This window comes from Serratia sp. ID 25-353, assembly GCF_054792795.1.
The window spans coordinates 4,973,396-4,997,959 of record NZ_CM139236.1 but is presented as its reverse complement, the minus strand read 5'-3'; the positions used below and the strand labels follow the sequence as shown (position 1 = coordinate 4,997,959).

Annotated in this window: 24 protein-coding genes; 10 read left to right on the top strand and 14 right to left on the bottom strand. The window is 60.0% G+C overall.

Going from position 1 to position 24,564, the window contains the following annotated elements:
- Positions 1 to 35: 35 nt before the first annotated feature.
- Positions 36 to 1,049, top strand: a complete 1,014-nt coding sequence (locus ACYF6X_RS23895; protein WP_406880202.1) for a glycosyltransferase family 9 protein — start codon at positions 36 to 38, stop codon at positions 1,047 to 1,049.
- A 44-nt stretch (positions 1,050 to 1,093) separates the two neighbouring features.
- Here the strand turns inward: ACYF6X_RS23895 and ACYF6X_RS23890 are convergent, their stop codons facing one another.
- From ACYF6X_RS23890 to rfaQ, 3 genes are read right to left on the bottom strand one after another with little or no spacing between them, the layout of a single operon-like run.
- Entirely contained in the window at positions 1,094 to 2,194 is a 1,101-nt protein-coding gene (locus tag ACYF6X_RS23890) for a glycosyltransferase (RefSeq protein WP_130017767.1), read from the bottom strand.
- Positions 2,195 to 2,196: 2 nt separating this feature from the next.
- Positions 2,197 to 3,324, bottom strand: a complete 1,128-nt coding sequence (locus ACYF6X_RS23885) for a glycosyltransferase family 4 protein (protein WP_130017766.1) — start codon at positions 3,322 to 3,324, stop codon at positions 2,197 to 2,199.
- Complete coding sequence (gene rfaQ, locus ACYF6X_RS23880; protein ID WP_063991299.1) at positions 3,321 to 4,403, bottom strand: putative lipopolysaccharide heptosyltransferase III; 1,083 nt, start codon at positions 4,401 to 4,403, stop codon at positions 3,321 to 3,323. The genes ACYF6X_RS23885 and rfaQ overlap by 4 nt, the downstream gene beginning before the upstream one ends.
- A gap of 210 nt (positions 4,404 to 4,613) precedes the next feature.
- Between rfaQ and ACYF6X_RS23875 the strand changes: the two genes are divergently transcribed.
- Both ACYF6X_RS23875 and ACYF6X_RS23870 read left to right on the top strand, forming a co-directional pair.
- Entirely contained in the window at positions 4,614 to 5,570 is a 957-nt protein-coding gene (locus ACYF6X_RS23875; protein WP_130017765.1) for a polysaccharide deacetylase family protein, read from the top strand.
- An 8-nt stretch (positions 5,571 to 5,578) separates the two neighbouring features.
- Entirely contained in the window at positions 5,579 to 6,673 is a 1,095-nt protein-coding gene (locus ACYF6X_RS23870) for a glycosyltransferase family 9 protein (protein ID WP_130017764.1), read from the top strand.
- Between the two features lie 36 nt (positions 6,674 to 6,709).
- Here the strand turns inward: ACYF6X_RS23870 and ACYF6X_RS23865 are convergent, their stop codons facing one another.
- Genes ACYF6X_RS23865 through rfaD form a run of 6 tightly spaced genes read right to left on the bottom strand, consistent with a single transcriptional unit; the run spans position 6,710 to position 13,082 of the window.
- On the bottom strand, positions 6,710 to 7,687 hold the full coding sequence (locus ACYF6X_RS23865; protein WP_130017763.1) for a glycosyltransferase: 978 nt from the start codon (positions 7,685 to 7,687) through the stop codon (positions 6,710 to 6,712).
- Positions 7,684 to 8,925: an O-antigen ligase family protein gene (locus ACYF6X_RS23860; protein WP_130017762.1), complete on the bottom strand. Its 1,242-nt coding sequence runs from the start codon at positions 8,923 to 8,925 to the stop codon at positions 7,684 to 7,686. The genes ACYF6X_RS23865 and ACYF6X_RS23860 overlap by 4 nt, the downstream gene beginning before the upstream one ends.
- A 24-nt stretch (positions 8,926 to 8,949) precedes the next feature.
- Positions 8,950 to 10,119 carry a glycosyltransferase gene (locus ACYF6X_RS23855; protein WP_130017761.1) on the bottom strand — a complete coding sequence of 390 codons (1,170 nt, stop codon included), beginning with the start codon at positions 10,117 to 10,119 and terminating at the stop codon, positions 8,950 to 8,952.
- Positions 10,116 to 11,081, bottom strand: a complete 966-nt coding sequence (rfaC, locus tag ACYF6X_RS23850; RefSeq protein WP_063991305.1) for a lipopolysaccharide heptosyltransferase RfaC — start codon at positions 11,079 to 11,081, stop codon at positions 10,116 to 10,118. The genes ACYF6X_RS23855 and rfaC overlap by 4 nt, the downstream gene beginning before the upstream one ends.
- Positions 11,082 to 11,083: 2 nt before the next feature.
- On the bottom strand, positions 11,084 to 12,130 hold the full coding sequence (gene rfaF, locus ACYF6X_RS23845; RefSeq protein WP_130017760.1) for an ADP-heptose--LPS heptosyltransferase RfaF: 1,047 nt from the start codon (positions 12,128 to 12,130) through the stop codon (positions 11,084 to 11,086).
- 22 nt (positions 12,131 to 12,152) lie between these two features.
- Positions 12,153 to 13,082, bottom strand: coding sequence for an ADP-glyceromanno-heptose 6-epimerase (gene rfaD, locus ACYF6X_RS23840; protein ID WP_060453247.1), 930 nt, complete (start codon positions 13,080 to 13,082; stop codon positions 12,153 to 12,155).
- 239 nt (positions 13,083 to 13,321) lie between these two features.
- Here rfaD and kbl point away from each other — a divergent pair, with 239 nt between their 5' ends.
- Together kbl and tdh are read left to right on the top strand one after the other, a co-directional pair.
- Positions 13,322 to 14,518: a glycine C-acetyltransferase gene (gene kbl / locus ACYF6X_RS23835; RefSeq protein ID WP_004931154.1), complete on the top strand. Its 1,197-nt coding sequence runs from the start codon at positions 13,322 to 13,324 to the stop codon at positions 14,516 to 14,518.
- Positions 14,519 to 14,527: 9 nt separating this feature from the next.
- Positions 14,528 to 15,553 (top strand): L-threonine 3-dehydrogenase, encoded by a 1,026-nt coding sequence (tdh, locus tag ACYF6X_RS23830; RefSeq protein ID WP_025304682.1) that lies wholly within the window; start codon positions 14,528 to 14,530, stop codon positions 15,551 to 15,553.
- Positions 15,554 to 15,594: 41 nt separating this feature from the next.
- Here the strand turns inward: tdh and ACYF6X_RS23825 are convergent, their stop codons facing one another.
- The 3 genes from ACYF6X_RS23825 to gpmM are packed head-to-tail and all read right to left on the bottom strand — an operon-like array spanning position 15,595 to position 19,436.
- On the bottom strand, positions 15,595 to 16,545 hold the full coding sequence (locus ACYF6X_RS23825) for a divergent polysaccharide deacetylase family protein (protein ID WP_063991307.1): 951 nt from the start codon (positions 16,543 to 16,545) through the stop codon (positions 15,595 to 15,597).
- 2 nt (positions 16,546 to 16,547) lie between these two features.
- Positions 16,548 to 17,882, bottom strand: coding sequence for a murein hydrolase activator EnvC (gene envC, locus ACYF6X_RS23820; protein ID WP_130017759.1), 1,335 nt, complete (start codon positions 17,880 to 17,882; stop codon positions 16,548 to 16,550).
- A gap of 9 nt (positions 17,883 to 17,891) precedes the next feature.
- Positions 17,892 to 19,436, bottom strand: a complete 1,545-nt coding sequence (gpmM, locus tag ACYF6X_RS23815) for a 2,3-bisphosphoglycerate-independent phosphoglycerate mutase (protein ID WP_130017758.1) — start codon at positions 19,434 to 19,436, stop codon at positions 17,892 to 17,894.
- A gap of 297 nt (positions 19,437 to 19,733) precedes the next feature.
- On the opposite strand from gpmM, the gene ACYF6X_RS23810 reads away from it, so the two are divergent.
- The 5 genes from ACYF6X_RS23810 to cysE all read left to right on the top strand — a co-directional run bounded on the left by ACYF6X_RS23810 (position 19,734) and on the right by cysE (position 22,920).
- A complete protein-coding gene (locus tag ACYF6X_RS23810; protein ID WP_063991310.1) occupies positions 19,734 to 20,168 on the top strand; it encodes a rhodanese-like domain-containing protein in 435 nt (144 codons plus the stop codon).
- Positions 20,169 to 20,196: 28 nt separating this feature from the next.
- Complete coding sequence (gene grxC / locus ACYF6X_RS23805) at positions 20,197 to 20,445, top strand: glutaredoxin 3 (protein WP_004931142.1); 249 nt, start codon at positions 20,197 to 20,199, stop codon at positions 20,443 to 20,445.
- Between the two features lie 57 nt (positions 20,446 to 20,502).
- Positions 20,503 to 20,973, top strand: coding sequence for a protein-export chaperone SecB (gene secB / locus ACYF6X_RS23800; RefSeq protein ID WP_025304678.1), 471 nt, complete (start codon positions 20,503 to 20,505; stop codon positions 20,971 to 20,973).
- Positions 20,973 to 21,992, top strand: a complete 1,020-nt coding sequence (gene gpsA / locus ACYF6X_RS23795; protein WP_025304677.1) for an NAD(P)H-dependent glycerol-3-phosphate dehydrogenase — start codon at positions 20,973 to 20,975, stop codon at positions 21,990 to 21,992. The genes secB and gpsA overlap by 1 nt, the downstream gene beginning before the upstream one ends.
- Positions 21,993 to 22,098: 106 nt before the next feature.
- Positions 22,099 to 22,920: a serine O-acetyltransferase gene (cysE, locus tag ACYF6X_RS23790; RefSeq protein WP_063991312.1), complete on the top strand. Its 822-nt coding sequence runs from the start codon at positions 22,099 to 22,101 to the stop codon at positions 22,918 to 22,920.
- A gap of 61 nt (positions 22,921 to 22,981) precedes the next feature.
- Here cysE and ACYF6X_RS23785 read toward each other — a convergent pair whose 3' ends face one another.
- A complete protein-coding gene (locus ACYF6X_RS23785) occupies positions 22,982 to 23,653 on the bottom strand; it encodes a DUF3313 domain-containing protein (protein ID WP_063991313.1) in 672 nt (223 codons plus the stop codon).
- Positions 23,654 to 23,757: 104 nt separating this feature from the next.
- Positions 23,758 to 24,531, bottom strand: coding sequence for a CHAD domain-containing protein (locus ACYF6X_RS23780; RefSeq protein ID WP_130017757.1), 774 nt, complete (start codon positions 24,529 to 24,531; stop codon positions 23,758 to 23,760).
- Positions 24,532 to 24,564: the final 33 nt, after the last annotated feature.

Here is a 24,564-nt window from a genome sequence, read left to right as displayed (position 1 = left end):
GACAACCGGCGAGCGATTTCGCCGACAGGCTCGGAATGAAGAATATTTTAATTATTCGCCGCGACAACATCGGCGATCTTGTTTGCACCACGCCTCTGATTGAAGGGGTGAAAATTGCCTATCCGGACGCTAAAGTTTATCTGCTGATCAATAAAGTCAGCCAGGATGTCGTTAAAAACAATCCTCATCTCGAGAAAGTTTTTGTCTATAAAAAGGCCAAGCACAAGGCGAAGAATGAAACGACGTTGGGCGTTTATTTCGAACGCCTGATGATCTTCCTGAAGCTGCGAAAAATAAAGTTCGATGTGGTCATTCTGGCCAACCCGGTGCCTTGCAAATACAGTTTGCGTTTAGCGAAAATGGCCGGCGCCACCCATATCATCGGCGCCGATTTGGGCACGAAAGATATTCATCACCCGTTCCGCAAGGACGATTTCCACGGTCAACATCAGGTCGAACATACCTACAGCTATTTATCGGCGATAACCGACCAATCCATACCGATCCCGCCGGTGCGGGTGTTTCTGACGCCTGAAGAGCGGCAATTGGCGGCGCAACGGCTACAGGAGCGTCTGCCGCCGGTCGAGCGCGTATGCGCCGTGCACATCAGCAGCCGCAGCCCGAAACGACGTTGGCCGGTTGAACGCTATGCCGAAATCATCAACCGTCTGGTTGCCGATCCCCACACCGGCGTGCTGATCTTCTGGTCGCCGCAGGGCACGCTGGCGCCGGACGACATCGGTGACCAGCAGCGCGCCGAGCAGCTGCTGGCGCTGTGTCAAAACGAACGCGTCGCGCTTTATCCGACGGCGTCGGTACGTGAGCTGTTGGGCGGGTTCGATTTATGCGACCGGGTGCTGTGCAGCGACGGTGGGCAGATGCATCTTGCCGCCGCGTTGAATAAGGACATGGTGGTGTTCTTTGGCGATACCGATAAAGCCTCCTGGCATCCATGGACCGGCCGTCATCATATTTTGCAGAGTGAGTCGGGGCACTGTGAGGATGTTTCTGTCGACGAGGTTTGGCAGAAAATGCAGGCGCTCAGCTAACGAGGAAAATAAGGCAGGTATCCCCTGCCTTATTTATTTCTCTATTATTTTTCTTTCAGCTCAATATATTGACGGCAAATAGGCTCCAGCCCATAACTCAGCAATTGCTGTTGATTTATCTGCGGCGGATTGGCGTAAATTTCCGTCATTTTTTCTGCCAGCGACGCTTCATTTAATTCCGCCAGCGCGTTAGCCATGCCGGCTTTTTCCAGAATTTCCGCAGGGCCGCCCGGGCAACGGGTGCTGACCACCGGCGTGCCGCACAGCAGCGATTCTACCAGCACGTTGCCAAACCCTTCGCTGTCGGAGCTGAGCACCAGCAGCGAGGCATGACGAATAAACGGGTAGGGATTGGCCTGGAAGCCGAGAAATCGCACGCGCTCTGCGATGCCCAGCTCTGTCGCCAGACGTTTGACCTCGGCGACTCTGGCGTCGTCCCCGGTGCCTATCAAGGCCAGCGGTGCCTGAATGCCCGAGAGCGCATAGGCTTTCAGCAGACGGTCATGCCGCTTGGTGGTGTGAAAGCGGCCGACGTGCACCAGATAGTCCTGGCCGGCCAGTTCGCAAGGCGCCGCCGCCTGTTGCTGGATGGCGTCGATGTCGAACGGGTTGTTGATGACCGCCAGCCGGCGTGGGCGAATCGGCAAGTTCTGCTGCAGATCGTCGCCAACCGCCCGTGAAACGGCGACGATATTTCTCCCCTGGTAAACGTTGGCGATTTTGCGTTGCTTCAGCCAGCGGTCCAGGCCCGTGCGGTGGCCGAGATAGGAGGTGGAGAGAATGCCGTGAATGCAGAACCACAGGCGATCCGCGGCCAACCGCTTGCTGCGGCTGACGATGCGATCGGTTTTATGCAGGTTGGAGAACACCAGATCGAACGCGCCGCGTTGGCGCTCGTGTTCGGCTATCGCCCGATCCAGCGCGGCGGCGCGGCGCGGCAGCTCGGTCAGCTTGCGCCAGGGGGCGCGGCTGCGATCGGCCACCACCTGATAATCAATGCCTGACGGGATAGGATAATTGCAGACGTCGCGCAGCGAGATCAGACTGACGTCATGCCCCTGTTGCTGCATGCCCTGGCACAGGGTCAGCACCACTTTTTCCGCGCCGCCTCCCGGCAGGCCGTCGATGATCATCAGAATACGCATAGCTAATCCAGTAACCGGTTATAGAGGGAAATCAGCTGTTCGGACAGATGCGCCGGCGTAGCCGTCATAATGCGCAATCTCGCCGCTTCGCCCATGGATGATCCCAGCGCCTGGCGCGGCAGCGCCCGAATGGCCTCCGTGATGGCCGGTACGTCGAGCGCGTCGGTCACGAAGCCGTTCTGGCCGGGGGTGATAAACTCGGCGCCGCCGCAGGTGGTGCTGGTGATAACCGGCAGGCCGCACGACATCGCTTCCAGAATCACATTCGGGAACGGATCGTACAGCGTCGGCAGCAGCAGCGCGTCCGCGGCCTGATAGAACGGCAAGGTCTGTTTCTGCACGCCCATAAAGTGAACCCGATCGCCGCAGCCCAGCGACTGCGCCAGCGCCCGGTAGCGTTTTTCGGCCTTGTCTTTGCCGACCACCAGCAGGTGGCTGTCGGTCGCCGCCACGGCGCGGATGGCGGCGGCCAGCCCTTTGCGCTCAAAGCCGGAACCGACGAAGATCAGGCAGTGCGCCTGTTGCGGGATCTGATACTGCTCGCGCAGACGTTGGCGCTGGGCCTCGTCGGCGGGCGGGAATTTTTGATTGTCGATGGCGTTATAGATCACCGTGATTTTGTCGGCGGGTACGCCAAAGTCGGCGATGATTTCCTGCTTGATCATCTCGGCGTTGCAGATGACGGCTTTCAGCTCCGGTGCGGCGTACATGGCGCGTTCGGCGCACATCACATAGCGATGATAACGATTGGAGAACAGCCACTTGCGGCGCCATTCCGGCAGCAGGCGCGCGCGCTGCAGCAGCCAGCGGCGGTGCACGCCGTCGCCGGCGCGGTAGATGTCGCAGCCGGGAATGCGCTCGTGGCTTTGCACCAGATCGAAACGCTCTTTCTGCCACAGCGCCCTGGCCGCCACGGCGAAGCCCCGTTCACGGCTGATACGGCCGAGCTTTAACGGATTGCACAGGTGGATGTGCCAGTTGGGATTGGCGTCACCCTGCCATTCGCGAGTGATGACGTTCAGATCGAGATCCTGTTGCTCCAGCGCTTCCAGGGCGCGGGAAACGAAACGTTCGGCTCCGCCGTCTGGGCGGTACTTTTGGCGAACGATCGCCAAACGAAATGCTTTCATGCCAGCGTGCTCCGCGCGGCTGCAATCACCGCGTCTGTAGGAATAAGGTCGAGATACCGTTCGTCGGTGCCGGTATCGATGGCGTCCGGATCGGGCAGTTCGCCGAAGTCGCCGGCCCAGATCACGGCGCCGGTAGCCTGCCACGGCCGCCAAAACGTCAGCTTGGAAGGGCCGAACAGCGCCACGCACGGCGTTTGCAGCGCGGCGGCCATGTGCATCGGCACCGAATCCACGCCGATAAACAGCTTGGCGTGGTCGATCAGGGCGGCCAGTTGGCGCAGCGTCAGCTGGCCGGCCAACGAGATCACGCCCTGCGGCGGGCAGAGTGCCAAAATGCGTTCTACCATGGCTTGTTCTCTGGCGTCGGGGCCGGAGGTGATCACCAACTGGTGGCCGTCGGCCTGTAAGGCGGTGAGGGTGGCGGCCATTTTCTCTTCGCTCCAGCATTTGAAGAACCAGCGCGAGGTGGGCTGCACCACAATATAACTGCCGGCGACGCCCTGTTTCTGCAATCGTTGCTCACAGGTCTGCCAATCCTGCGGATCGTAACTCATGGTCACATGATCACTGAGCACGGGCAGGTTCAGCGGCGCCAGCAGCGAGAGGTTTTGTTCGACGGTATGCAGGTGGGCGTGATTGTCGACCGGCACCAGCTGCGTGTGGCAGTGGCGCCACAGGAAGCCGCGGCGTTTGGGGAAATCGAAGCCCAGACGGATGCGCGCGCCGGTCAGGCGCGTGATAATGGCGCTGCGCCACTGATCGGCCAGGTTGACCACCAGATCGTAGCGCTGCGCCTTCAGGCGGCGCAGCAGCGCCAGCTCGTGCCCCAGGTGCGCGCGGGTGCCCTGTTTTTTCCATTGGCGGTCGATGGCGAACAACGTCGACAGTTCCGGATTGCTGGCCAGCATCTCCTGCGTTTCCTGATACAGCAGCACATCGATCTGCGCCTGCGGGTAGTTTTGCCGCAGGCTGCTGATGACCGGCGTGACCAGCAGCATATCGCCGTGATGGCGCAGTTTTATGATCAAAATACGCTGTACGGATGGGGCGGAAGTTGGGGCTGGCGCGTCGTTCATCATGAGTCGCTTTCTGGGAAACCAATCTTTGATTCTAAATGACCCGATCGCATGTGGCTACTGTTGCAAGGTTTTCTTGCCGGGCCGCAAAAAAATCGCCGAGCCGGGGACGAATGCGTTTCAACGTTGTCCAAACCAGGCAGCAAAGTCGTTTGCCCTGGCGAAACGGCCTGCGTAACATAGTGCATTCTGTTGATATCAGGCTCGATATTCATGACTAAACCGGCGTTTCTCATCACCATTGATACCGAAGGCGATAATCTGTGGCAAAACCACGATCGCATCGCGACCGAAAACACGCGTTTCTTGCCGCGCTTTCAGGCATTGTGCGAAAAATACGCCTTCAAACCGGTTTATCTCACCAACTATGAAATGGCGGTGGACCCGGCTTACGTCGAGTTCGCGCGTGATGTGATTGCCCGCGGCGCGGGTGAAGTGGGCATGCACCTGCATGCCTGGAACAGCCCACCGTTGACGCCGCTCACCGACGACGACTGGCGCTACAAGCCTTATTTGATCGAGTATCCCGCCGATCAAATCCGCGCCAAGGTCGATCACATGACCAAGCTGCTGGAAGATGCCTTCCAGACCAAAATGCTCAGCCATCGCGCCGGCCGCTGGGCGTTCAACGAATATTATGCCTCGCTGCTGCTGGAATACGGCTATCAGGTGGACTGTTCGGTGACGCCGCGGGTCAACTGGCAGTTTTCGCCGGGCAATCCGCAGGGCAACGGCGGCACCGATTACAGCCGGTTCCCGTCGCAGGCCTATTTCATCGATCCACAGAACATTGCCAAACCGGGTGCTTCGTCGCTGCTGGAAGTGCCGATGAGTATCCAGTATAAGCACTCCGCATTCGTTAATGCATTCAAGCAAGGGTACGATCGGCTGCGTGGCAAACGGCGTCCGACATCAGTCTATTGGTTGCGGCCAAGCGGCAGCAACCTGGATCTGATGAAAACTGTGGCTGAAGCATCGTTGTCTCAAGGTAATGATTTTGTTGAGTTTATGCTGCACTCCTCCGAATTTATGCCGGGCGGCAGCCCGACGTTCAAAACCGAGCAGGATATCGAAGGGCTGTACCGCGATCTGGAGCAGCTGTTTGACTGGTTGCAGCAGCGCACGGTGGGCATGACGCTGGCCGAGTATTATCAACTTAAAGCGAACTAGGCACGCACATGTCGAAGAAATGGAAAATCAAGGTTACCGACTGGTTCTTGCGGCGTTATACGGCGAAGTACGGCCGTTTTCAGGACAAGGCGACGTTCGACGGCGCCCAGCAGTTTGACAATATCGTCATCTATTCCACCACGGCGTTGGGCGACTTCATGTTCAACACACCGGCATTGAGGGCGATGAGGGAACGCTACCCCAACGCGCACATCACGCTGGTGGCGCACAAGAAAAACCGCGAGCTGGTGGAAAACGGCCGCTATTACGATCGCGTGGTGTATTGGGACAGCAAGATCAAGACGATCCGCCCGTTGCTGAAATCGTTGCGCGAACATCAGCCGGATTTGGCGCTGATCCTGCACTCCCATCTGCCTTATGACATCATCAGTGCCGTACTGGCCGGGGCGAAGTACATTATCAGGGACAACTACAGCTCAGGCATTTGCGGGCTGGAGCCTTGGCTAACCAACTATATCTTCCATTATTACGGCCACTTCGTACGCCGCAAGCTGGAGCTGATTTCCATTTTAGGCTGCCGTAGCGACGATCCGACGATGGAAATTCCCGTGGATTATCAGCGCGGCGTCAAAAGCAGCGAGCATCCCACCATCGGTTTTCAACTGGGGGCGTCAACAGAGTCGCGTTGCTGGCCGGTTTCGCACTATGCGCGGCTGGCCGATGAGCTGGTGGCGAAGCACCCTAATGTACGCATCGTGCTGATTGGCGCACCGTTTGACGACGGCAAGGCCAAACAGTTTATGAGCCTGATCGGCCCGCAAACGCAGGCCTGCGTGGATAACCAGATCGGCAAAACGGGGCTGCAAGGCTTGCTGACGTTGCTCGACAGTTTCCATGTTCTTGTCACCGGCGACACCGGACCGTTGCATCTGGCGGTAGCGTTGAAGGTGAAAACCATCAGCCTGTTCGTGACCGCCGACTCACGCTCCACCGGCCCGATTCAGGATGCGGAACTGCACCGCATCATTCAGGTGTCGCGTACCGGCTATACGATGCCACTGGAGGCAGAAAGCCCGATGGGGGTCATCCAGCCGCAGCGGATTTATGATGAGCTGGTCGCGCACGTGCCTTTGACACGCTGAGGGAGCGACGACGCATCGGCCGCCCGGCCGATGCGGTTAGCGCGGCTTGCGCCCGCGCAGCTTCGAAAGAAAGGTATCCACTCGCGCATAGCGCATCTGGCGGACTTTTTTGCCCGGCACGTCGCTGTTGCGGCAGATATCAGCGGTGCGGCGCAGGATGTGCAGCGTTGTCGGCGCGTAATGGTAATAGCCGTACACCGCCTTCGACATGCTTTTGACCTCGGAAAAGCAGTTGGCCAGCATCAGGGCGGCCAACCGGCGTAGCGGCTCATCCCCGGGATGCTGCGCCACAAAACGCAGCATCTTCTCCATGGCGAACAGCAGATCTTCAATATCTTTGGGTTTGATATTGCGAGTGATGCCTTGGCTGTTGTCCCGATAGAAATAGAGCTCGCAGTCTAGATGGGCGATGCGGCAGGTTTTGAAATACTGAAAAGGCGTAAAAATCACGTCTTCATAGCGCCTGCCGTCTTCGAACGTTTCCCCTTCCAGCAGCGTGCGTTTATACACGCGGCTCCAGAGATGCCACATCGAGCGTGCGAAAAGCGGTTGCAGGCAGCTCGGCCCCAATTGTGAAAAGTCGTAGGCTACGGGCTGCGTCGCGCGGTTCTCTGATTTCGGCGGTTGTTCGGTGAACTTCTGATAATTAAAATCGATCAGGTCATATTCACCGGCGAGTAGCAGGGGGTGCAGGATGGCCAGATAGTCGTCGCTCAGCAGATCGTCGCCGTCGAGGAAGGTGAGATAGCGTCCGGTAGCCAACCGTAAGCCGACGTTGCGGGCGTGCGCAATGCCGCCGTTGGCCTGTGAAGTAAAGATCACGCGCGGGTGCCGCCGCTGCGCCAGATAGTGGCTGACCAGCGCGCCGGAGGCGTCGGTGGAGCCATCATCGATGATCACCACCTCGATATCGTCGCTAATCTGTGCAAATAACGAATCCAGCGCAGCGATAACGAACGCTTCGTTATTATAAAACGGCACGATAACGCTGAGCAGCGGTGGTTGAATTTTCACGCGGCCTGCTCCTGTGCGTAAGGCTGTCTCGCCACGGAGAGCACCCCGGCGATCAACGCCAGACAGAACATAGCGGTGCCTTCCGTGCTGAAGAAGATGACGTCGCTCAAGCCGTAGACAAACAGGCTGGCGCTGACGCTCAGCAGCAGCGCGTTGCGCTGCGGCCGGAACGAAGAGAAGAACAGGCAGACGTAGAGCGCCAGCAATAGCAGCCCCCCCCAAACGCCCTTGAGCGAATAGGTTTCCAGCAGTTCGTTATGCAGATGCACGTTGATATAGGGCATGACGCCAGACAGGCGAGGCTGCTGTGCGACCATGGTGCGGATCTCTTCTCCGCGCTGTTCGGCGGATTGGCCCCATGGAGCTTGTGAACCGGTGCGCCATGCCAGCGTTTGCATCGACAGCCGAGAAATGATCGAGTTTTCAGTCTGTGGCTGATCCATCAGGCGCATGTCGGTCTCAAAGGCCTGAATGCGTTCTTCTATCTGCGGCTTGAACACCAGGCCGCAGGCTACGAGCAGCAGCGGCACCGAAGCTACCAACGCGAGCTTGTGTTTCCTGGAAACCAGTTGTTTGGTCGCCAGCAGTGACAGGCAGACCGCCACCGGGTAGACCAACATGGCCGCACGCGTGCCGGTGAGCACCAGCGCAGAAAAGGACAGCAGAAACGCCGCGATGTACAACGCCAGGCGGTAACGGGTGCGCAGCATCAGGATGGCTTGCATCATCACCAGATCGATGGCGGTCATCAGGTAGGCGGCGACCGTGGCGCGATCGAAGTTGAGCTCTACGCGCGGGATATCGAGACGCAGCCCTTGATAGAGGGAATAACCGTTGATCGCCAGACCGGTGGTGATGGCCATAACGATGAGCAACCGCTGTACGCACAGTCGCTCATTGAGCGCGATCAGCAAGATGAAAGCGGTCGCGAGCTGCAGTTTGCCGGTTGACATATAGGAACGATAAACATTGATATACTCGCCCGGCTGTTTGAAGTGATGCATCCAGAGGATGGTTCCCATGCCGACGCTGAACATCAGCGCGGGCAGCAGCAGATTTCTAACGTTGCTGAAGTAGTAGCGTGGGTACAGGCAAACGGCGATAAAGGCGATGTAGCTGGAAACGTAAAACAGATTGCGTCCGGTCGCGGAACCGAAAGGAATGGTACAAAAAGCGATGGCGCACCCCAGATAGATTAAATAGCTGAAGGCAGGGTGCGGCGTTCTGAGTTTTAGCATCGGGCGTGTTTTCCGGCTCACGTTTCAATTAAGCGATAAAGATCGCAGCGTGTCGTCGAATTCAACTTTGAACTGAGCATAGTTGAAATGTTCCGCAGGATAGCGCCGCGCATTCAGACTCATGGTTTGATAGGTTCCCTGTTCCAACAGTGTTTCCACCGCATCCGCGCAGTCGATATGCGACAGCAGCTTGGGCGTCACCAGGCTGTCGGTCAACGGATCGTAGACCTCATGCGGGAAGTCGACCTCGATATTGGTGAGCTCTCGGTGCTGTTCGATGGTGACCGACGGCGTCAGGCCAATGCCACAGACCCCATCCCTGACCGCTTCCGGCTGGCCGTCAACCTGCGGGAAGATGACCGGCACGCCGAAATAGAGCGATTCCATACAGGACAAGCCGAACGGCTCGGTGATCGGCGTGCTCATGTAGATGTGCGTGCGATTGAAGAAGCCGGCGACGTCATCCTGATAACCGCTGAAAGTGATGCGGTCGCCGAGCTGAAGCCGAGCCACCAGTGCCTCGAACGCCGCGCGATCCGGCCCTTTGCCGGCCACTTCCAGCGTGACGTCATGCCCGCGCCGCAGCAGTTCCTGCATCATCAATAATGAAACGCTGATGCCTTTCAGGCTGACCAGGCGTGAGGCCGTGCCGATCCTGACCGGCTGCGACAGCATTTTCGGCGCAGTGTCGATCCCCGCCGGCGTCTTGATGCGGTTGATCACCACGTGATTTGGGCAAGGCAGATTAAAGCGCAGCTCCATCACCCGCTTTGACGCGTGTGAGGCGGAAATGACGCCGTCCAGCATGGCGAAGAAACGCAGCGTCTTTTTATTCTTGGGGTAACGCCAGGAGCAGCCGTGATCGTAATAAACCAGCTTGCCGCGCTTGGGTTTGGCCGCCAGCCCCGGCACCAGGTCCCAGACGATCACCACGTCGGCGTTCGCCCGCTCGATTTTCCGCTTCAGCAAATATTTGCGCAGGAACTGCGGGCAGCGCAACGGCAACGCATTGATCAGACGGTTGGCGAAGGTGACGGGCTGATGCGCAGGCAACTGGCGGCGGATCTCTTCGCCGATGTCACCGCTGATGCACAAGACCTGGTTGCTGCCGTCGGTGGTATCATTGATGTACTGCAGGAACAGACGCTCGACGCCGCCCATTTTACCCAGGTTGATAATATGCAGTTTTTTCATGCTAGAACCTTTTGCAACGCCTGCCATGCCGTATCGGCGTCGATTGTCGCCATGCTTTTTTCCGGAGAAATCAACGAGTGCTGATTTTGCCCGTAGCCGCCGATCAGGCCGGGATCGGTTGGCCCGAACAGCGTGATGTTGGGTTTGTCGAGCGCGGCGGTCAAATGGCTGAGTCCGGTGTCGACCGAGACCACGCCCTTGGCGCCGGCCAGCACCTCGGCCACCTGCTGCAGGCTGAGCTTCGGCAGCACTTCGACATGAGAGAAACCTTCCGCCAAGCGCAGCGCGCGCTGATGTTCATGCTCCGCGCCCCACGGCAGTTTGATCTTCAGCCCGCTGTCCGCCGTCAGCGCGATCAGCTCACGCCAGTTTTGCTCCGGCCAATGTTTATCGTCACGGGTCGTCGCGTGCAGAAACACCAAATACTGCCCTGCATCGGCCGGCGGGTGGCTGAGAAAGCGTGCGGCGATGGCGTAATCGCCGTAGCTGCCCGGTTTATCGTAGCCGAGGCTTTTGGCGAACAGTTCGCGCGTGCGTTCCACCGCGTGCTGCTGCTTGTCTATCTCATGGCGCACGTTGTAGAACCAACTGGCGAACGGCTCGCGCGCGCTCTTGCAGTCCGGGCCATGTTTGTTGCCTTTGGCGATGCGCGTGATCAGCGCGGCGCTTTTGATCAGGCCCTGCGCGTCGATCACCACGTCGTAACGGCGTTCTTGCAGCGCGCGCTTGAAGTCGCAGCGCTGTTGTCGGGTGTCGTTGCCGAACCAGTTTTTGCGCCAGCGACGAATGGCTACCGGGATCACGCGATCCACCGCCGGGTGCCAGGTCGGGATTTGGCTGAAACCTTCTTCCACCACCCAGTCGAAACGGATATCGGGAATGGCCTGCAGCGCGTCGGTCAGAGCGGGTAGCGTATGCAGCACGTCTCCCATCGAGGAGGTTTTTACGATTAACACCTGCATGACTATTCCTCGCTGGCGACAAGTAACGGCGTCAGCGCATCCAACACTTGCTGCGGCTGAATATCGATCAAACTTTGGTGGTATCCCTGCTCGGCATCGCCCTTACGCACCTTGTGGTAGCCGCTGATCAAGCGAATCACCCGCGCCTTGTCGGAGAGCGGCGGCGTGAAGTCGGGGCTGCTTGGGCCGTACAAGGCTATCAGCGGTTTGTTCAACGCTGCGGCAACGTGCATTAAACCGGAGTCGTTGCTGACCACCGCCCGGCAGGCCGCGATCAGGATCACCGCCTGCTCCAGCTGGGTTTTTCCGGCCAGGTTAAGACAGAAATCGCGAGTGTTTTCCTGCAACGCGGCACGGATCTGTTCGCCGGCCTCGTGGTCTTTCGCCGAACCGAACAGCGCGATCTGATAGCCGCCCTCGATCAACTGCTGAGCCAGCGTCGCATAATGGTAGTGCGGCCAGCGTTTGGCGGGGCCGAACTCCGCACCTGGGCAGAAGCCGACGATCGGCCGGCTGTCGGTCAGGTTGAAGGCTGCGGTGGTGTCGGCGATCTCTTCGTCGCTCACCTGCAGCTGTGGCCACAGCAGCGGCTGCGGCAGATCGTCGGCGCGCTGAATGCGGCCTTTGTCATAGGCCAGCGCCACGTAGCGCTGCACCATCAGCGGAAAGGCCGCCTTGTCGAGCACGCGGACGTCGTTCAGCAGGCCGTAGCGCATTTCGCCCCGCCAGCCGGTGCGCTGCGGGATATCGGCGAAGAAGGGCACCAGCGCGGATTTGAACGAGTTGGGTAGAACGTAAGCGCGATCGTAACGGTTGGCGCGTAGGGCGCGCCCCAGGCGGCGGCGTTCGCCGAGCCCCAGCGCGCCATGGCCCAGCGGCATCGCCAGCGCCTGATTGACTTCCGGCATGCGCGCCAGCAGTGGGCGGCACCAGGCCGGCGCCATCACATCGATCTCCGCCGACGGGTATTCGGCCTTCAGGGTGCGATAGAGACTTTGCGACATCATCATGTCGCCAACCCAAGAAGGGCCGATAACCAGTATTTTCATACCCAGCGTTAATTCCTTCAGCTTATGCGGTGCGGTTCAACCAGGCCATGTACTCTTTCACGCCTTCGGCGACCGTTTTAAACGGTGCGTCGTAGCCGGCGGCGCGCAGCTTGGTCAGATCGGCCTGGGTGTACGCCTGATAGCGGCCCTTCAGCTTCTCCGGGAACTCGATATATTCCACCGCGCCCTTCTGGTGGAAGTCCACCACCGCGTCGGCCACCGCCTGGAAGGTTTCCGCCCGGCCGGTGCCGCAGTTGAAGATGCCGGATTTGCCGGTTTCCCAGAACCACAGGTTAACCGCCGCCACGTCGCCGACGTAGATGAAGTCACGCTTGAAGTTTTCGCTGCCGGCGAACAGTTTCGGGTTTTCGCCGCGGTTGATCTGGGTATTCAGGTGGAAAGCGACGCTGGCCATGCTGCCTTTGTGGCCTTCGCGCGGGCCGTAAACGTTGAAGTAGCGGAAGCCGCAGATCTGCGAGTCCGCTTCCGGCAGGATCTCACGCACGTACTGATCGAACAGGAATTTGGAGTAGCCGTACACGTTGAGCGGCGCTTCATACTGACGCTCTTCGATAAACTCTTCGCGGCCGCCGTAAGTGGCGGCGGAGGAGGCGTACAGGAACGGAATTTCGCGATCCAGGCAGTAGTGCAGCAGGTCTTTGGAGTACTGATAGTTATTGTCCATCATGTACTTGCCGTCCCACTCGGTGGTCGCGGAGCAGGCGCCTTCGTGGAAGACCGCCTCGATATCGCCCAGATCGTCGCCGGCCATGATGCTGGCGATAAAGTCTTCTTTATCGATATAGTCGGCGATGTCCAGATCGACCAGGTTGACGAACTTGGTGCCGTCTTTCAGGTTATCCACCACCAGGATATCGCGATATCCCTTGTCGTTCAGTGCCTTAATGATGTTGCTGCCGATCATGCCGGCGCCGCCAGTGACGATAATCATTGGGTTACCCCTGCTAAGCTGCTGGCGGGGCACAATGCCCCACGCTCAATGGCGGTTATCATAGCATTTCATGCCGCGGCAAACAGCGGAAGGGCTCCGAATATCCCGCATTGCCATTGAAGTCCGCTTTTTGCCGTGATATCTGCTGCAATTTTAATATTCTCTCCCGCGCATTCTCGTCAGTTTGGTTACAAATCAGTAAAATATGCCGCAAATAGCCCAATCCTGGAGATAACCGAATGTCAGCGTCTTTTTATCAGCAGTTGGAACAACAGCTTGCCGCCACTCGCAGTGAAGGGCTGTTCAAGGAAGAACGCATCATCACCTCCGCGCAACAGGCGGATATCGCCGTTGCCGACGGCAGCCATGTGATCAACTTCTGCGCCAATAACTACCTGGGCCTGGCCAACCACCCGGCGCTGATCGCCGCCGCCAAGTCGGGAATGGACAGCCACGGTTTCGGCATGGCGTCGGTGCGCTTCATCTGCGGCACCCAGGATAGCCACAAGCAGCTGGAACAGAAACTGGCGGCCTTTTTGGGCATGGAAGACGCGATCCTGTACTCCTCCTGCTTCGACGCCAACGGCGGGCTGTTCGAAACCCTGCTCGGCCCGGAAGACGCCATTATCTCCGATGCGCTGAACCACGCGTCGATCATTGACGGCGTGCGCCTGTGCAAGGCCAAACGCTATCGCTACGCCAATAACGACATGACCGAGCTGGCCGCGCAGCTGAAGCAGGCCAAAGCCGACGGCGCGCGCCACATTCTGATCGCCACCGACGGCGTCTTCTCGATGGACGGCGTGATCGCCAACCTGAAAGGGGTGTGCGATCTGGCAGACGAGTACCAGGCGTTGGTGATGGTGGATGACTCCCATGCAGTGGGCTTTGTCGGCGCCAACGGGCGCGGCACCCATGAATACTGCGAAGTGATGGGCCGCGTCGATATCATCACCGGTACGTTAGGCAAAGCGCTGGGCGGCGCGTCCGGCGGCTACACCGCGGCCAAGAAAGAAGTGGTGGAGTGGCTGCGTCAGCGTTCGCGGCCGTACCTGTTCTCTAACTCGCTGGCGCCGGCGATCGTCGCCGCGTCGATCAAAGTGCTGGAACTGCTGGAAGAGGGCGATGCCCTGCGCGATCGCCTGTGGGCCAACGCGCGTCTGTTCCGCGAAAAAATGACCGCCGCCGGCTTCACGTTGGCCGGTGCCGATCACGCCATCATCCCGGTGATGCTGGGTGAGGCGAAGTTGGCGCAGGAATTCGCCAATGCGTTGCTCAAGGAAGGCATCTATGTGACCGGTTTCTTCTATCCGGTGGTGCCGAAAGGCCAGGCGCGCATCCGTACCCAGATGTCCGCCGACCACACCCCGGAGCAAATCGAACGCGCAGTGGCGGCGTTTACACGTATCGGTAAGGATCTTGGCGTTATTGCATAAGGTAAAACCATGAAAGCACTGTCAAAACTGAAAGCGGAAGAAGGGATTTGGATGACCGACGTGCCTCAGCCGGAGCTGGGTCACAACGACATCATGATCAAAATCCGCAAAACCGCGATCTGCGGCACCGATGTGCATATCTACAACTGGGACGAGTGGTCGCAAAAAACCATTCCGGTTCCGATGGTGGTCGGCCATGAATACGTGGGCGAAGTGGTGGCGATCGGTCAGGAAGTCAAAGGCTTCAGCATCGGCGATCGCGTGTCCGGCGAAGGCCACATCACCTGCGGCCACTGCCGCAACTGCCGCGGCGGCCGCACGCACCTGTGCCGCAACACCGTCGGCGTGGGCGTGAACCGCCCGGGCAGCTTCGCGGAATACCTGGTGATCCCGGCATTCAACGCCTTCAAGATCCCGGATAACATCTCCGACGAACTGGCTTCGATCTTCGATCCGTTCGGCAACGCGGTGCACACCGCGCTGTCGTTCGATCTGGTCGGGGAAGACGTGCTGGTGTCCGGCGCCGGCCCGATCGGCATCATGGCGGCGGCGGTGTGCAAACACGTTGGCGCCCGCCATGTGGTGATCACCGACGTTAACGAATACCGCCTGGAACTGGCGCGCAAGATGGGTGTGACCCGCGCGGTGAACGTCAGCAAGGAAAACCTTAACGACGTGATGGCCGAGCTGGGCATGACCGAAGGGTTCGACGTCGGTCTGGAAATGTCCGGCGCGCCGCCGGCGTTCCGCACGCTGCTCAATGCGATGAACCACGGCGGGCGCATCGCCATGCTGGGCATTCCGCCTTCGGACATGTCGATCGACTGGAACCAGGTCATCTTCAAGGGGCTGTTTATCAAAGGGATTTACGGCCGTGAGATGTTTGAAACCTGGTACAAGATGGCGGCACTGATCCAGTCCGGTCTGGATTTAACCCCGATCATCACCCACCGATTCTCGATCGACGAGTTCCAGCAGGGCTTCGACGCCATGCGCTCCGGCAAGTCGGGTAAAGTGGTGCTGAGCTGGGATTGATTTCGCCAGATGTGAAAAGGGCCGGAATTCCGGCCCTTTTTTTATGTTTGCGGTTTGGCTTGCGTCCAGTGCTGCCAATGACGCTTGATGAAGGTCACCGGCGGCGAGGTGGCGATGCTATCGGCGATGACGCCCAGCGCGGTGCCGGCGTTGGTTTTTTCCTTCGGCGGTTTGACCTTGCACTGCTTGATGCCGCCACTGAACGGGTTCTTCGGCTGCGGTTTTTGCGGTTTGACCGGCGGGACGTAGCTGCCACCGCCGTTGCCCTGCGGTTCGTTCAGCAGCGCGCTCGGTTTAACCAGCACGATATCGGCGGGCAGCGACGGCAGCATCTGTTGCAGCACCTTCACCGTCGCCGGGCGCGGGTGGCCGATGGCGATGGCGGAGCCGTTGCGCCGCGCCAATTCGACCGCGCGATTGAACTGGCGGCGGATGTCGGCTTCGTTCGCGGTATCGTCGAGGAACACCTTGCGTTTGATCACCTTCACGCCGGTGCCGGCCGCGGCGCGGGTCGCTTGGCTGCTGCCGATGGTCATGCTGTCCAGAAAGTACAGGCGGTAGCTTTCGAGCGCCTGCATCACTTTCTGCATGCCCGGCAGGCTGGAGGTCATAGCGCTGCCCATGTGGTTGTTCATGCCGACCGCGTAGGGCACGTTGTTCACCGCATTGCGGATGATGCGCTGGATCTCTTCGCTGCTCATGGAGGGCTGCAGGGTATCGCGCTCCAGCGGCTGCTTGCTGAGCGGCGCCATCGGCATGTGGATCAAGACTTCGCGGCCCTGGCTGTGGGCGCGGGTGGCCATCAGGCGGGCATGCGGCGCGTTGGGCAACACCGCGACCGAGATCGCCGTCGGCATTTGCAGCACCGCGTTTTCTTCGTGAGGGCGGTAGCCCACGTCATCGATGACGATGGAGAGTTTTCCTGCCTGTGCAGCGTAAACCTGCAGCAGACAGCCTATTAACAGAGCTGTTCGGGTTTTGACATAGCGCAAATCTATCTTCCCAACCACGGCAGTGGGTTAACCGCCTGTCCCTGACGACGGATTTCGAAATAGAGCGACGGCGTTCCCTGGCCGCCGCTGGTGCCGACCAGAGCGATCGGCTGACCGGCGCGCACCTGTGCCCCGACGTTGACCAACGCGCTTTGGTTGTAGCCGTACACGCTCATGTCGCCTTTACCGTGTTCGACCACCACCATCAGGCCATAACCTTGCAGCCAGTCGGCCAGCAGCACGCGGCCATCGGCGACGGCTTTCACTTCGCTGCCTTCGCGGGCTTCGATCACCATGCCTTTCCAGCGTAGCTCGCCCTGCTGCTGTTCGCCAAAGCCGTGCAGCGTGCGGCCGCGCACCGGCCACATCAGCTGGCCGGCCGGGCGACCGAGGCCGCCGGTGCGCGCCATCAGCGAGCGATCGGCTTCGCTAGGTTTGTAGGTGGTGCCGGTTTTCTTCGCCTGCTGCTCCTTGATGCGCACCTGTTCGCGCACCTTGGCCGCTTCACGGGCTTCGCGTTCGGCGCGCGCACGGGCTTCGCGCTCCGCGCGAGCGATCTTGTCGCGCATGCGGGCTTCGTTCTGGCGCAGTTCCACCAGGCGTTGTTGGTCTTTTTCCAGCGAGGCTTCCAGCGCGGTCAGCGTTTTTTTGCGGGCGCCGCGCGCCTGCTCCAGCTTCTGCTGCTGCGTCTGTTGCTCGCCCAGTAAGGATTTTTGCTGGCCCTGTTTGGCCACCAGCGTGGTTTTTTGCTTCGCCAGCTCGGCGCGGGTCTGTTTCAGCTCTTCGATGGTTTTCTGGCGCGCTTCGTTCAGATAGCCGAAATAGGCCAGAATACGTTCGCTGCGCTGGCTTTCTTCACCGCTGAGGATCAGCTGCACGGCGCTGTGCTGCCCTTGCCGGAAGGCGGCGTCGAGCTGTTTGGCGAGGAGGTTTTGTTGGGCCGATTGCTGCTTTTGCAGTTTGGCTATCGAGGCGTTCAGGCCGGAAATGTCCTTGCCCAACTGGGTGAGCGTGCCCTGGGTGTCGCGCAACTGGCGGCTAGCCTGGGCGATGGTTTTTTCCTGCTGACGCAGCTGATCCTGCAGTGAGCTGCGCTGCTGTTGCTGCTGCTTCACCGCTTTTTCTTTCTCGGCGATACTCTGCTGGATGTCTTTCAGCTGGGATTTATTGTCTTCCGCCGCCTGGCCGGCGAGCGGCAACAGCAAGACGCCAGCGCAAAATACGCTGGCGCACATGGCGGTGAACGTCCTTGGCGCGGTGCGTTCAGGCAGCGGTCGGCTGCCTGCGTTTGCGCTTCGGGTTACCCTTGATAGTGCAAAAAACGCCTTCTCCCTCATGGAGAAGGATTATTCCACGATGAACAGCGGCTTACCAGTCATCTCTTGCGGGATTTCCATTCCCATCAGCGTTAACAGGGTTGGCGCGATGTCCGAAAGCTTGCCGCCTTCGACCGCCCGCGCCGGTTTGCCGACGTAAATCAGCGGTACCAGCAGGCTGGTGTGGGCGGTGTGCGCCTGGCCGGTGGCCGGATCGCGCATCTGCTCGGCGTTGCCGTGATCGGCGGTGATCAGCAACTGGCCGTCGACGTCGCGCACCGCATCAACCACCTGGGCGATGCAGGCGTCCAGCGTTTCCACCGCTTTGACCGCTGCTTCATACACGCCGGTATGCCCTACCATGTCGCCGTTCGGGTAGTTGCAGATAATGGCATCATATTTGCCGCTGCGGATGGCGCTCAGCAGCTTGTCGGTCAGCTCGGCGGCGCTCATCTCCGGCTGCAGATCGTAGGTGGCGACCTTCGGCGAGTTGACCAGCACGCGGTCTTCGCCCTTGAACGGCGCTTCCACGCCGCCGTTATAGAAGAAGGTGACGTGGGCGTATTTTTCGGTTTCCGAGATGCGCAGCTGAGTTTTGTCGTGCTTCATCAGCCATTCGCCGAAGGTGTTGGACAGCGACGCCGGCGGATAGGCGCAGGCGGTCGCGATGTCGGCGGCGTATTCGGTCAGCATCACGAAATCGCCGAACTGCACCTGTTTGGCGCGTGGGAAACCGTCGAAATCCGCGTTCACGAAGGCACGGGTGATCTGGCGCGCGCGGTCCGCGCGGAAGTTCATGAAGATCAACGCGTCGCCGTCCTGCATCGCGGCATCGGCCTCACCGGCGGCGCGGATCACGGTCGGTCTGACGAACTCGTCGTTTTCACCGCGCTGATAGGCGGCCTGCAGCCCGGCGATCGCATCCTCGGCCACGGAGTCCCCTTTGGCCGCGGTCAGCAGGTCATAGGCCAGCTGCACGCGATCCCAGCGGTTGTCGCGGTCCATCGCGTAGTAGCGGCCGATCAGCGAGGCGATGCGCCCGACGCCCAACGCGGCGAAGGCGTCGCTGCAGCGTTGCAGCGGGGCTTCGGCGCTGCGCGGCGGCGTGTCGCGCCCGTCGAGGAAGGCATGCAGATAAACGGCTTTGGCGCCGCGTTGGGCGGCCAGCTTGATCATGGCCAGGATGTGCTCGTCGTGGCTGTGCACGCCGCCCGGCGACAGCAGGCCCATGATGTGCACCGCCTTGCCGGCCGCTACGGCCTTATCGACAGCGGCGGTCAGCACAGGGTTGGCGAAGAAGTCGCCGTCGGCGATAGCTTTGTCCAGCCGGGTCAGATCCTGGTACACGATGCGCCCGGCGCCCAGGTTGACGTGGCCGACTTCAGAGTTGCCCATTTGCCCGTCGGGCAGGCCGACATCCAGCCCGGAAGCGGCGATCAGCGTATGCGGCTGCTCCCGCCACAGGCGATCCATCACCGGGGTGCCGGCGTTCAGGATCGCGTTGTCCTGCCGCTCTTCACGATGGCCGTAACCGTCCAGGATCACCAGTACCATCGGTTTTTTGTTGCTCGACATTGCATTGACCTCTTATGAACTTTTTAAGCTGCGAATAGCCATGCGCCCGCCGCAAGCATGGCTATTCACCCTCGAAAAACCGGCTGATTTTACACCGCCAGCGGCGATAAATAGCCCAAAGAGATCAAGGTTGCGGCGAATCGCGCGGGCTTTTATGCTCTGACGTCGGGAATTTCTCAGCGCAGCCCGCAGTTTCTACAATCGCGCTTGCTTATTGGCTGTATTTGCCGCACTCGGCAGGTATACTCTGGAACCTTGACTTATTTATCCCTTAACTGACGGGAGTTGTTACACCCCATGCTGCAAGAAATTATGCCATTCGTAAGCAGACACCCTATTCTGAGCCTGGCTTGGATCGCTCTGCTGGTCGCCGTGATCGTCATGACCTTCAAAAGCCGTTTCTCCAAGGTCAAAGAGATCGCACGCGGTGAAGCTATTCGCCTGATCAACAAAGAAGAAGCCGTGGTGGTCGACACCCGCAGCCGCGACGATTTCCGCCGTGGTCACCTGGCCAGCGCCATCAACCTGACCGCCAGCGAAATCAAAAGCGGCAGCCTCGGCGAGCTGGAAAAACACAAAGCGCAGCCGATCATCGTCGTATGCGCCAACGGCACCGCCTCCCGCGAGCCGGCGGAGAACCTGAGCAAGGCCGGTTTTGAAAAGGTGACGATGCTGAAAGACGGCATTTCCGGCTGGAGCGGAGAAAACCTGCCGCTGGTGCGCGGTAAGTAACCGTTTAACCTATTTGAGGTGGCAATCCATGGCTAACATTGATATCTACACCAAAGCGACCTGTCCGTTCTGCCATCGCGCCAAGGCGCTGTTGAACAGCAAGGGCGCGGCGTTTAACGAGATCGCCATCGACGGCGATAACGCCAAACGCGAAGTGATGATCGAGCGCAGCGGGCGTACCACGGTGCCGCAGATTTTCATCGACGGCCGGCATATCGGCGGCTGCGATGATTTATATGAACTCGATGCTCGCGGCGGCCTGGATCCGCTGCTTTAAGCAGCTTGCCGGTTCACCGAGTGTCAATAAGGACGTTTAACCAAGGGTATTACTCACATGTCAGAACAAAACAGCACCGAAATGGCTTTCCAGATCCAACGTATTTATACCAAGGACATCTCCTTCGAAGCGCCGAACGCGCCGCAGGTTTTCCAGCAGGAATGGCAGCCGGAAGTTAAACTTGATCTGGATACCGCGTCCAGCCAGCTGGCTGACGAAGTGTATGAAGTGGTACTGCGCGTAACCGTGACGGCGAGCCTGGGCGAAGAAACTGCGTTCCTGTGCGAAGTGCAACAGGCGGGCATCTTCTCGGTAGCAGGCATCGAAGGCACGCAGCTGGCGCATTGCCTGGGTGCATACTGCCCGAACATCCTGTTCCCGTATGCGCGCGAGTGCATCACCAGCCTGGTTTCCCGCGGTACATTCCCGCAGCTGAACCTGGCACCGGTCAACTTTGACGCGCTGTTCATGAACTATCTGCAGCAGCAGGCGGAAGGCGAAGGTGCCGCACCACATCAGGATGCCTGATGAACACCGTCAATGCTTCAATGACTGTCATCGGTGCCGGCTCGTACGGCACCGCATTGGCCATTACGCTGGCGCGTAACGGCCACGCCGTGGTGCTGTGGGGGCATAACCCCGCGCAAATTCAAACGTTGCAGCAAGATCGCTGCAATCAGGCGTTTCTGCCCGACGTTCCCTTCCCCGATACCCTGCTGCTTGAAGCCGATTTGGCGCGTGCGCTGGCGGCCAGCCGCGACGTGCTGGTGGTGGTGCCGAGCCACGTGTTCGGCGACGTGCTGCGCCAGCTGAAGCCGCATCTGCGCCCGGACGCCCGCATCGTGTGGGCTACCAAGGGACTGGAAGCGGAAACCGGCCGGTTGCTGCAGGACGTGGCGCGTGAGGCGTTGGGCGAGACGATCCCGCTGGCGGTGCTCTCCGGGCCGACGTTCGCCAAAGAGCTGGCCGCCGGCTTGCCGACGGCGATCGCGCTGGCGGCGACCGATGCGCAGTTCGCCGACGATTTGCAACAGCTGTTGCACTGCGGCAAGAGCTTCCGCGTCTACAGCAATCCCGACTTCATCGGCGTGCAGCTTGGCGGCGCGGTGAAGAACGTGATCGCCATTGGCGCCGGCATGTCCGACGGCATCGGTTTCGGCGCCAACGCCCGCACCGCGTTGATTACACGCGGGCTGGCGGAAATGAGCCGTCTGGGTTCTGCGCTGGGCGCCGATCCTTCGACGTTCATGGGCATGGCGGGGCTGGGGGATCTGGTGCTAACCTGCACGGACAACCAATCGCGCAACCGCCGCTTCGGCATTATGCTGGGGCAAGGCAAAGGCGTGCAGGAAGCGCAGGACAGCATCGGCCAGGTGGTCGAGGGCTATCGCAATACCAAAGAGGTGTTGGCGCTGGCGCAGCGGCACGGCGTGGAAATGCCGATCACCGAACAGATTTATCAGGTGCTTTACTGCCACAAGGACGCCCGCGAAGCGGCGCTGAGCCTGCTGGGGCGAGCCCGAAAGGACGAAAAACCCAGCGCGTGACATAAAACGATATGCCGGGGCAGCAGAATGCTGACCCCGCAAATGACCTGGGCCGCTTCGCGCTACCGTGCGAAGCGGCCCGTTTGGCAAGGTAAAGGGGTATGTGATGTCGTCAGAAGAGTTGGAACAGGTCTGGAACAGCATTAAATCAGAAGCGCGAGCACTGGCTGATTGTGAACCGATGCTGGCCAGCTTTTTCCATGCGACGTTGCTCAAGCACGAGAACCTGGGCAGCGCGCTCAGCTATATGCTGGCCAACAAGCTGGCGACGCCGATCATGCCCGCCATCGCGGTGCGCGAGGTGGTGGAAGAGGCCTACAAGTCCGACAACCAGATGATCGTTTCGGCGGCGCGCGATATTCTCGCGGTGCGGTTGCGCGATCCGGCGGTCGATAAATACTCCACGCCGCTGCTTTACCTGAAAGGGTTCCATGCGCTGCAGGCTTACCGCATCGGTCACTGGCTGTGGCAGCAAGGGCGGCAAGCGCTGGCTATCTACCTGCAAAATCAAATTTCCGTCGCCTTCGGCGTGGACATCCACCCGGCGGCGACCATCGGCTGCGGCATCATGCTCGACCACGCCACCGGCATCGTGATCGGTGAAACGGCGGTGGTGGAGAACAACGTCTCTATCCTGCAGTCGGTTACCCTGGGCGGTACCGGTAAAACCAGCGGCGACCGTCACCCGAAAATCCGCGAAGGGGTGATGATTGGCGCCGGCGCCAAAATTCTCGGCAATATCGAAGTGGGCAAGGGTGCGAAGATCGGCGCGGGCTCGGTGGTCTTGCAGGCGATACCGCCGCACACCACCGCCGCCGGCGTGCCGGCGCGCATCGTCGGGCGGCCGGAGAGCGATACGCCGTCGATGGATATGGACCAATACTTCAACGGTAGCAATCACGGCTTCGAGTACGGCGACGGCATTTGAGCGCCGCCTGCGCAGCCATTCAGGGGGAGCTTCGGCTCCCCCTGCGTTTTTCAGGTGGCGGTCAGCCCTGTTTCGGGAAGTTGGTGATATCGGTAACGATGTCGTCGATCGCCGCCTTGACGTCATCCGCCGTGACCGGCGTGCTGTCGTTGTTGACGGTTTTACCGTAGGCCTTGCGTACCACTTCCATCACCGTTTTACCGGTATCCTGGTCGATCAGCTCACCTTCGATATACAGCGCGGTATTTTGCGTCCGGTGCCCGGTCGCTGCCATGGTGCTGGCGACCACCGCGGCGACCGGCACCACCTCATAGAACTTCATGTCTTCATTTTCGGCGGAAACGGCGGTGATGGCGAGCTTGGCCACCAGCACGCGTGAGCCCGTCGGGCTTGGCAGAATGGTAAAGCGATTCTGCAGCGCGGTTTTGATCCGCTGGGTCGCGTAGGCCTTAATCTTGTTCAACGTGTCCTGGCTGACGCGCGCCGTGGGCTTCTCCGCCGGGAAATAGACCACCGGTTGGAAATAGATGCCGCGATAGTTGGATTCCTTGTAGCTTGGGTCTACCCATCGCAGCGTTTTATGGCCGCTTGGCGAGGTGGTTTCCTGCAGCTTGCTGTAATCGGACAAGAAGCCCGAATACTGCGACGTTTGGGTGACTTTGGACGAACAGCCTGCCAGCAACAGGCCCGCTGCCAGAACCGCCATGGCAACGCTCAAGCGTTGTTTCTTCATATGGTTTCCTATGATGAGTGGTGATTACCCTTACAAAACATAGCGCATTATCTGCGCCTCATCGGGCATTTTCGGGGCCGGGCGTGCCCTGCCGTGGCCTTTTTTCAGGATCGTGATGCGCCGCTGATTTTCGCCGCCAGCGCCGACGATAAGGCGGCGAGTAAGGCGTTCGCGCTGGCCAGCGCCAGGCGTTGCTCAGTTTGCCATTGGGCCAACAAGGGCCAGAGATCCGCCTGATGTTCTGCCTGCAGGCACCAGACCTCCCGATCGTGCCAATCGCCGAGGGCGTTCTGCGCCGCCTTGAGGCTCGCTATCGCGGTGGGAGAGAGGGGGAGGCGTTGCGGATAGGCTTCAGCCGCGTAACGCAGGCGTTTTATCAGCAGCCGCAGGCGGTGGCGGTCGTAGCCGGTATCGGCCAGTGCCCGGCGCAATTGCCGCTGCTGGCGCTGCAGGCGTCGATTTAGGCGGTGTTTGGCGGTGCGTCGCGCGGTGCGGCGGAAGCGGCGCGGCCAGGCGTGCAACAGCGAGGGAAAGTCGATGAGCTGCGGATGGGTGAGCAGTTGACGGCAGCGAGCCTGAAGATCGCTCCGGCGCACGTTGGCCTGCCAATCGAGGCGATGGCGTGCCAGTTCGGCGATCAGCACCTCGAGATCGCGCAGCGGCGTCGTGAGCCGCCCTAACTCGGCGGCGGCCCGATCGAGCCGGGTTGCGCCGGGGCAGCCGCGCAACGGACGCAGCAGGCTGCGAATGCGGCGCAGACAGACGCGCAAGTCGTGCAACGCTTCGGTGTCTTGCGCCTGTTGCAGCCGCAACAGCGCCTCGTTCAGCGCCGGTTCGAGCCGGCGAAGCTGGGTAACAATATCTGCAACGAAAGCCATGTGCCGTGCCTGGAGAGGTTAACCTTTCCAGTA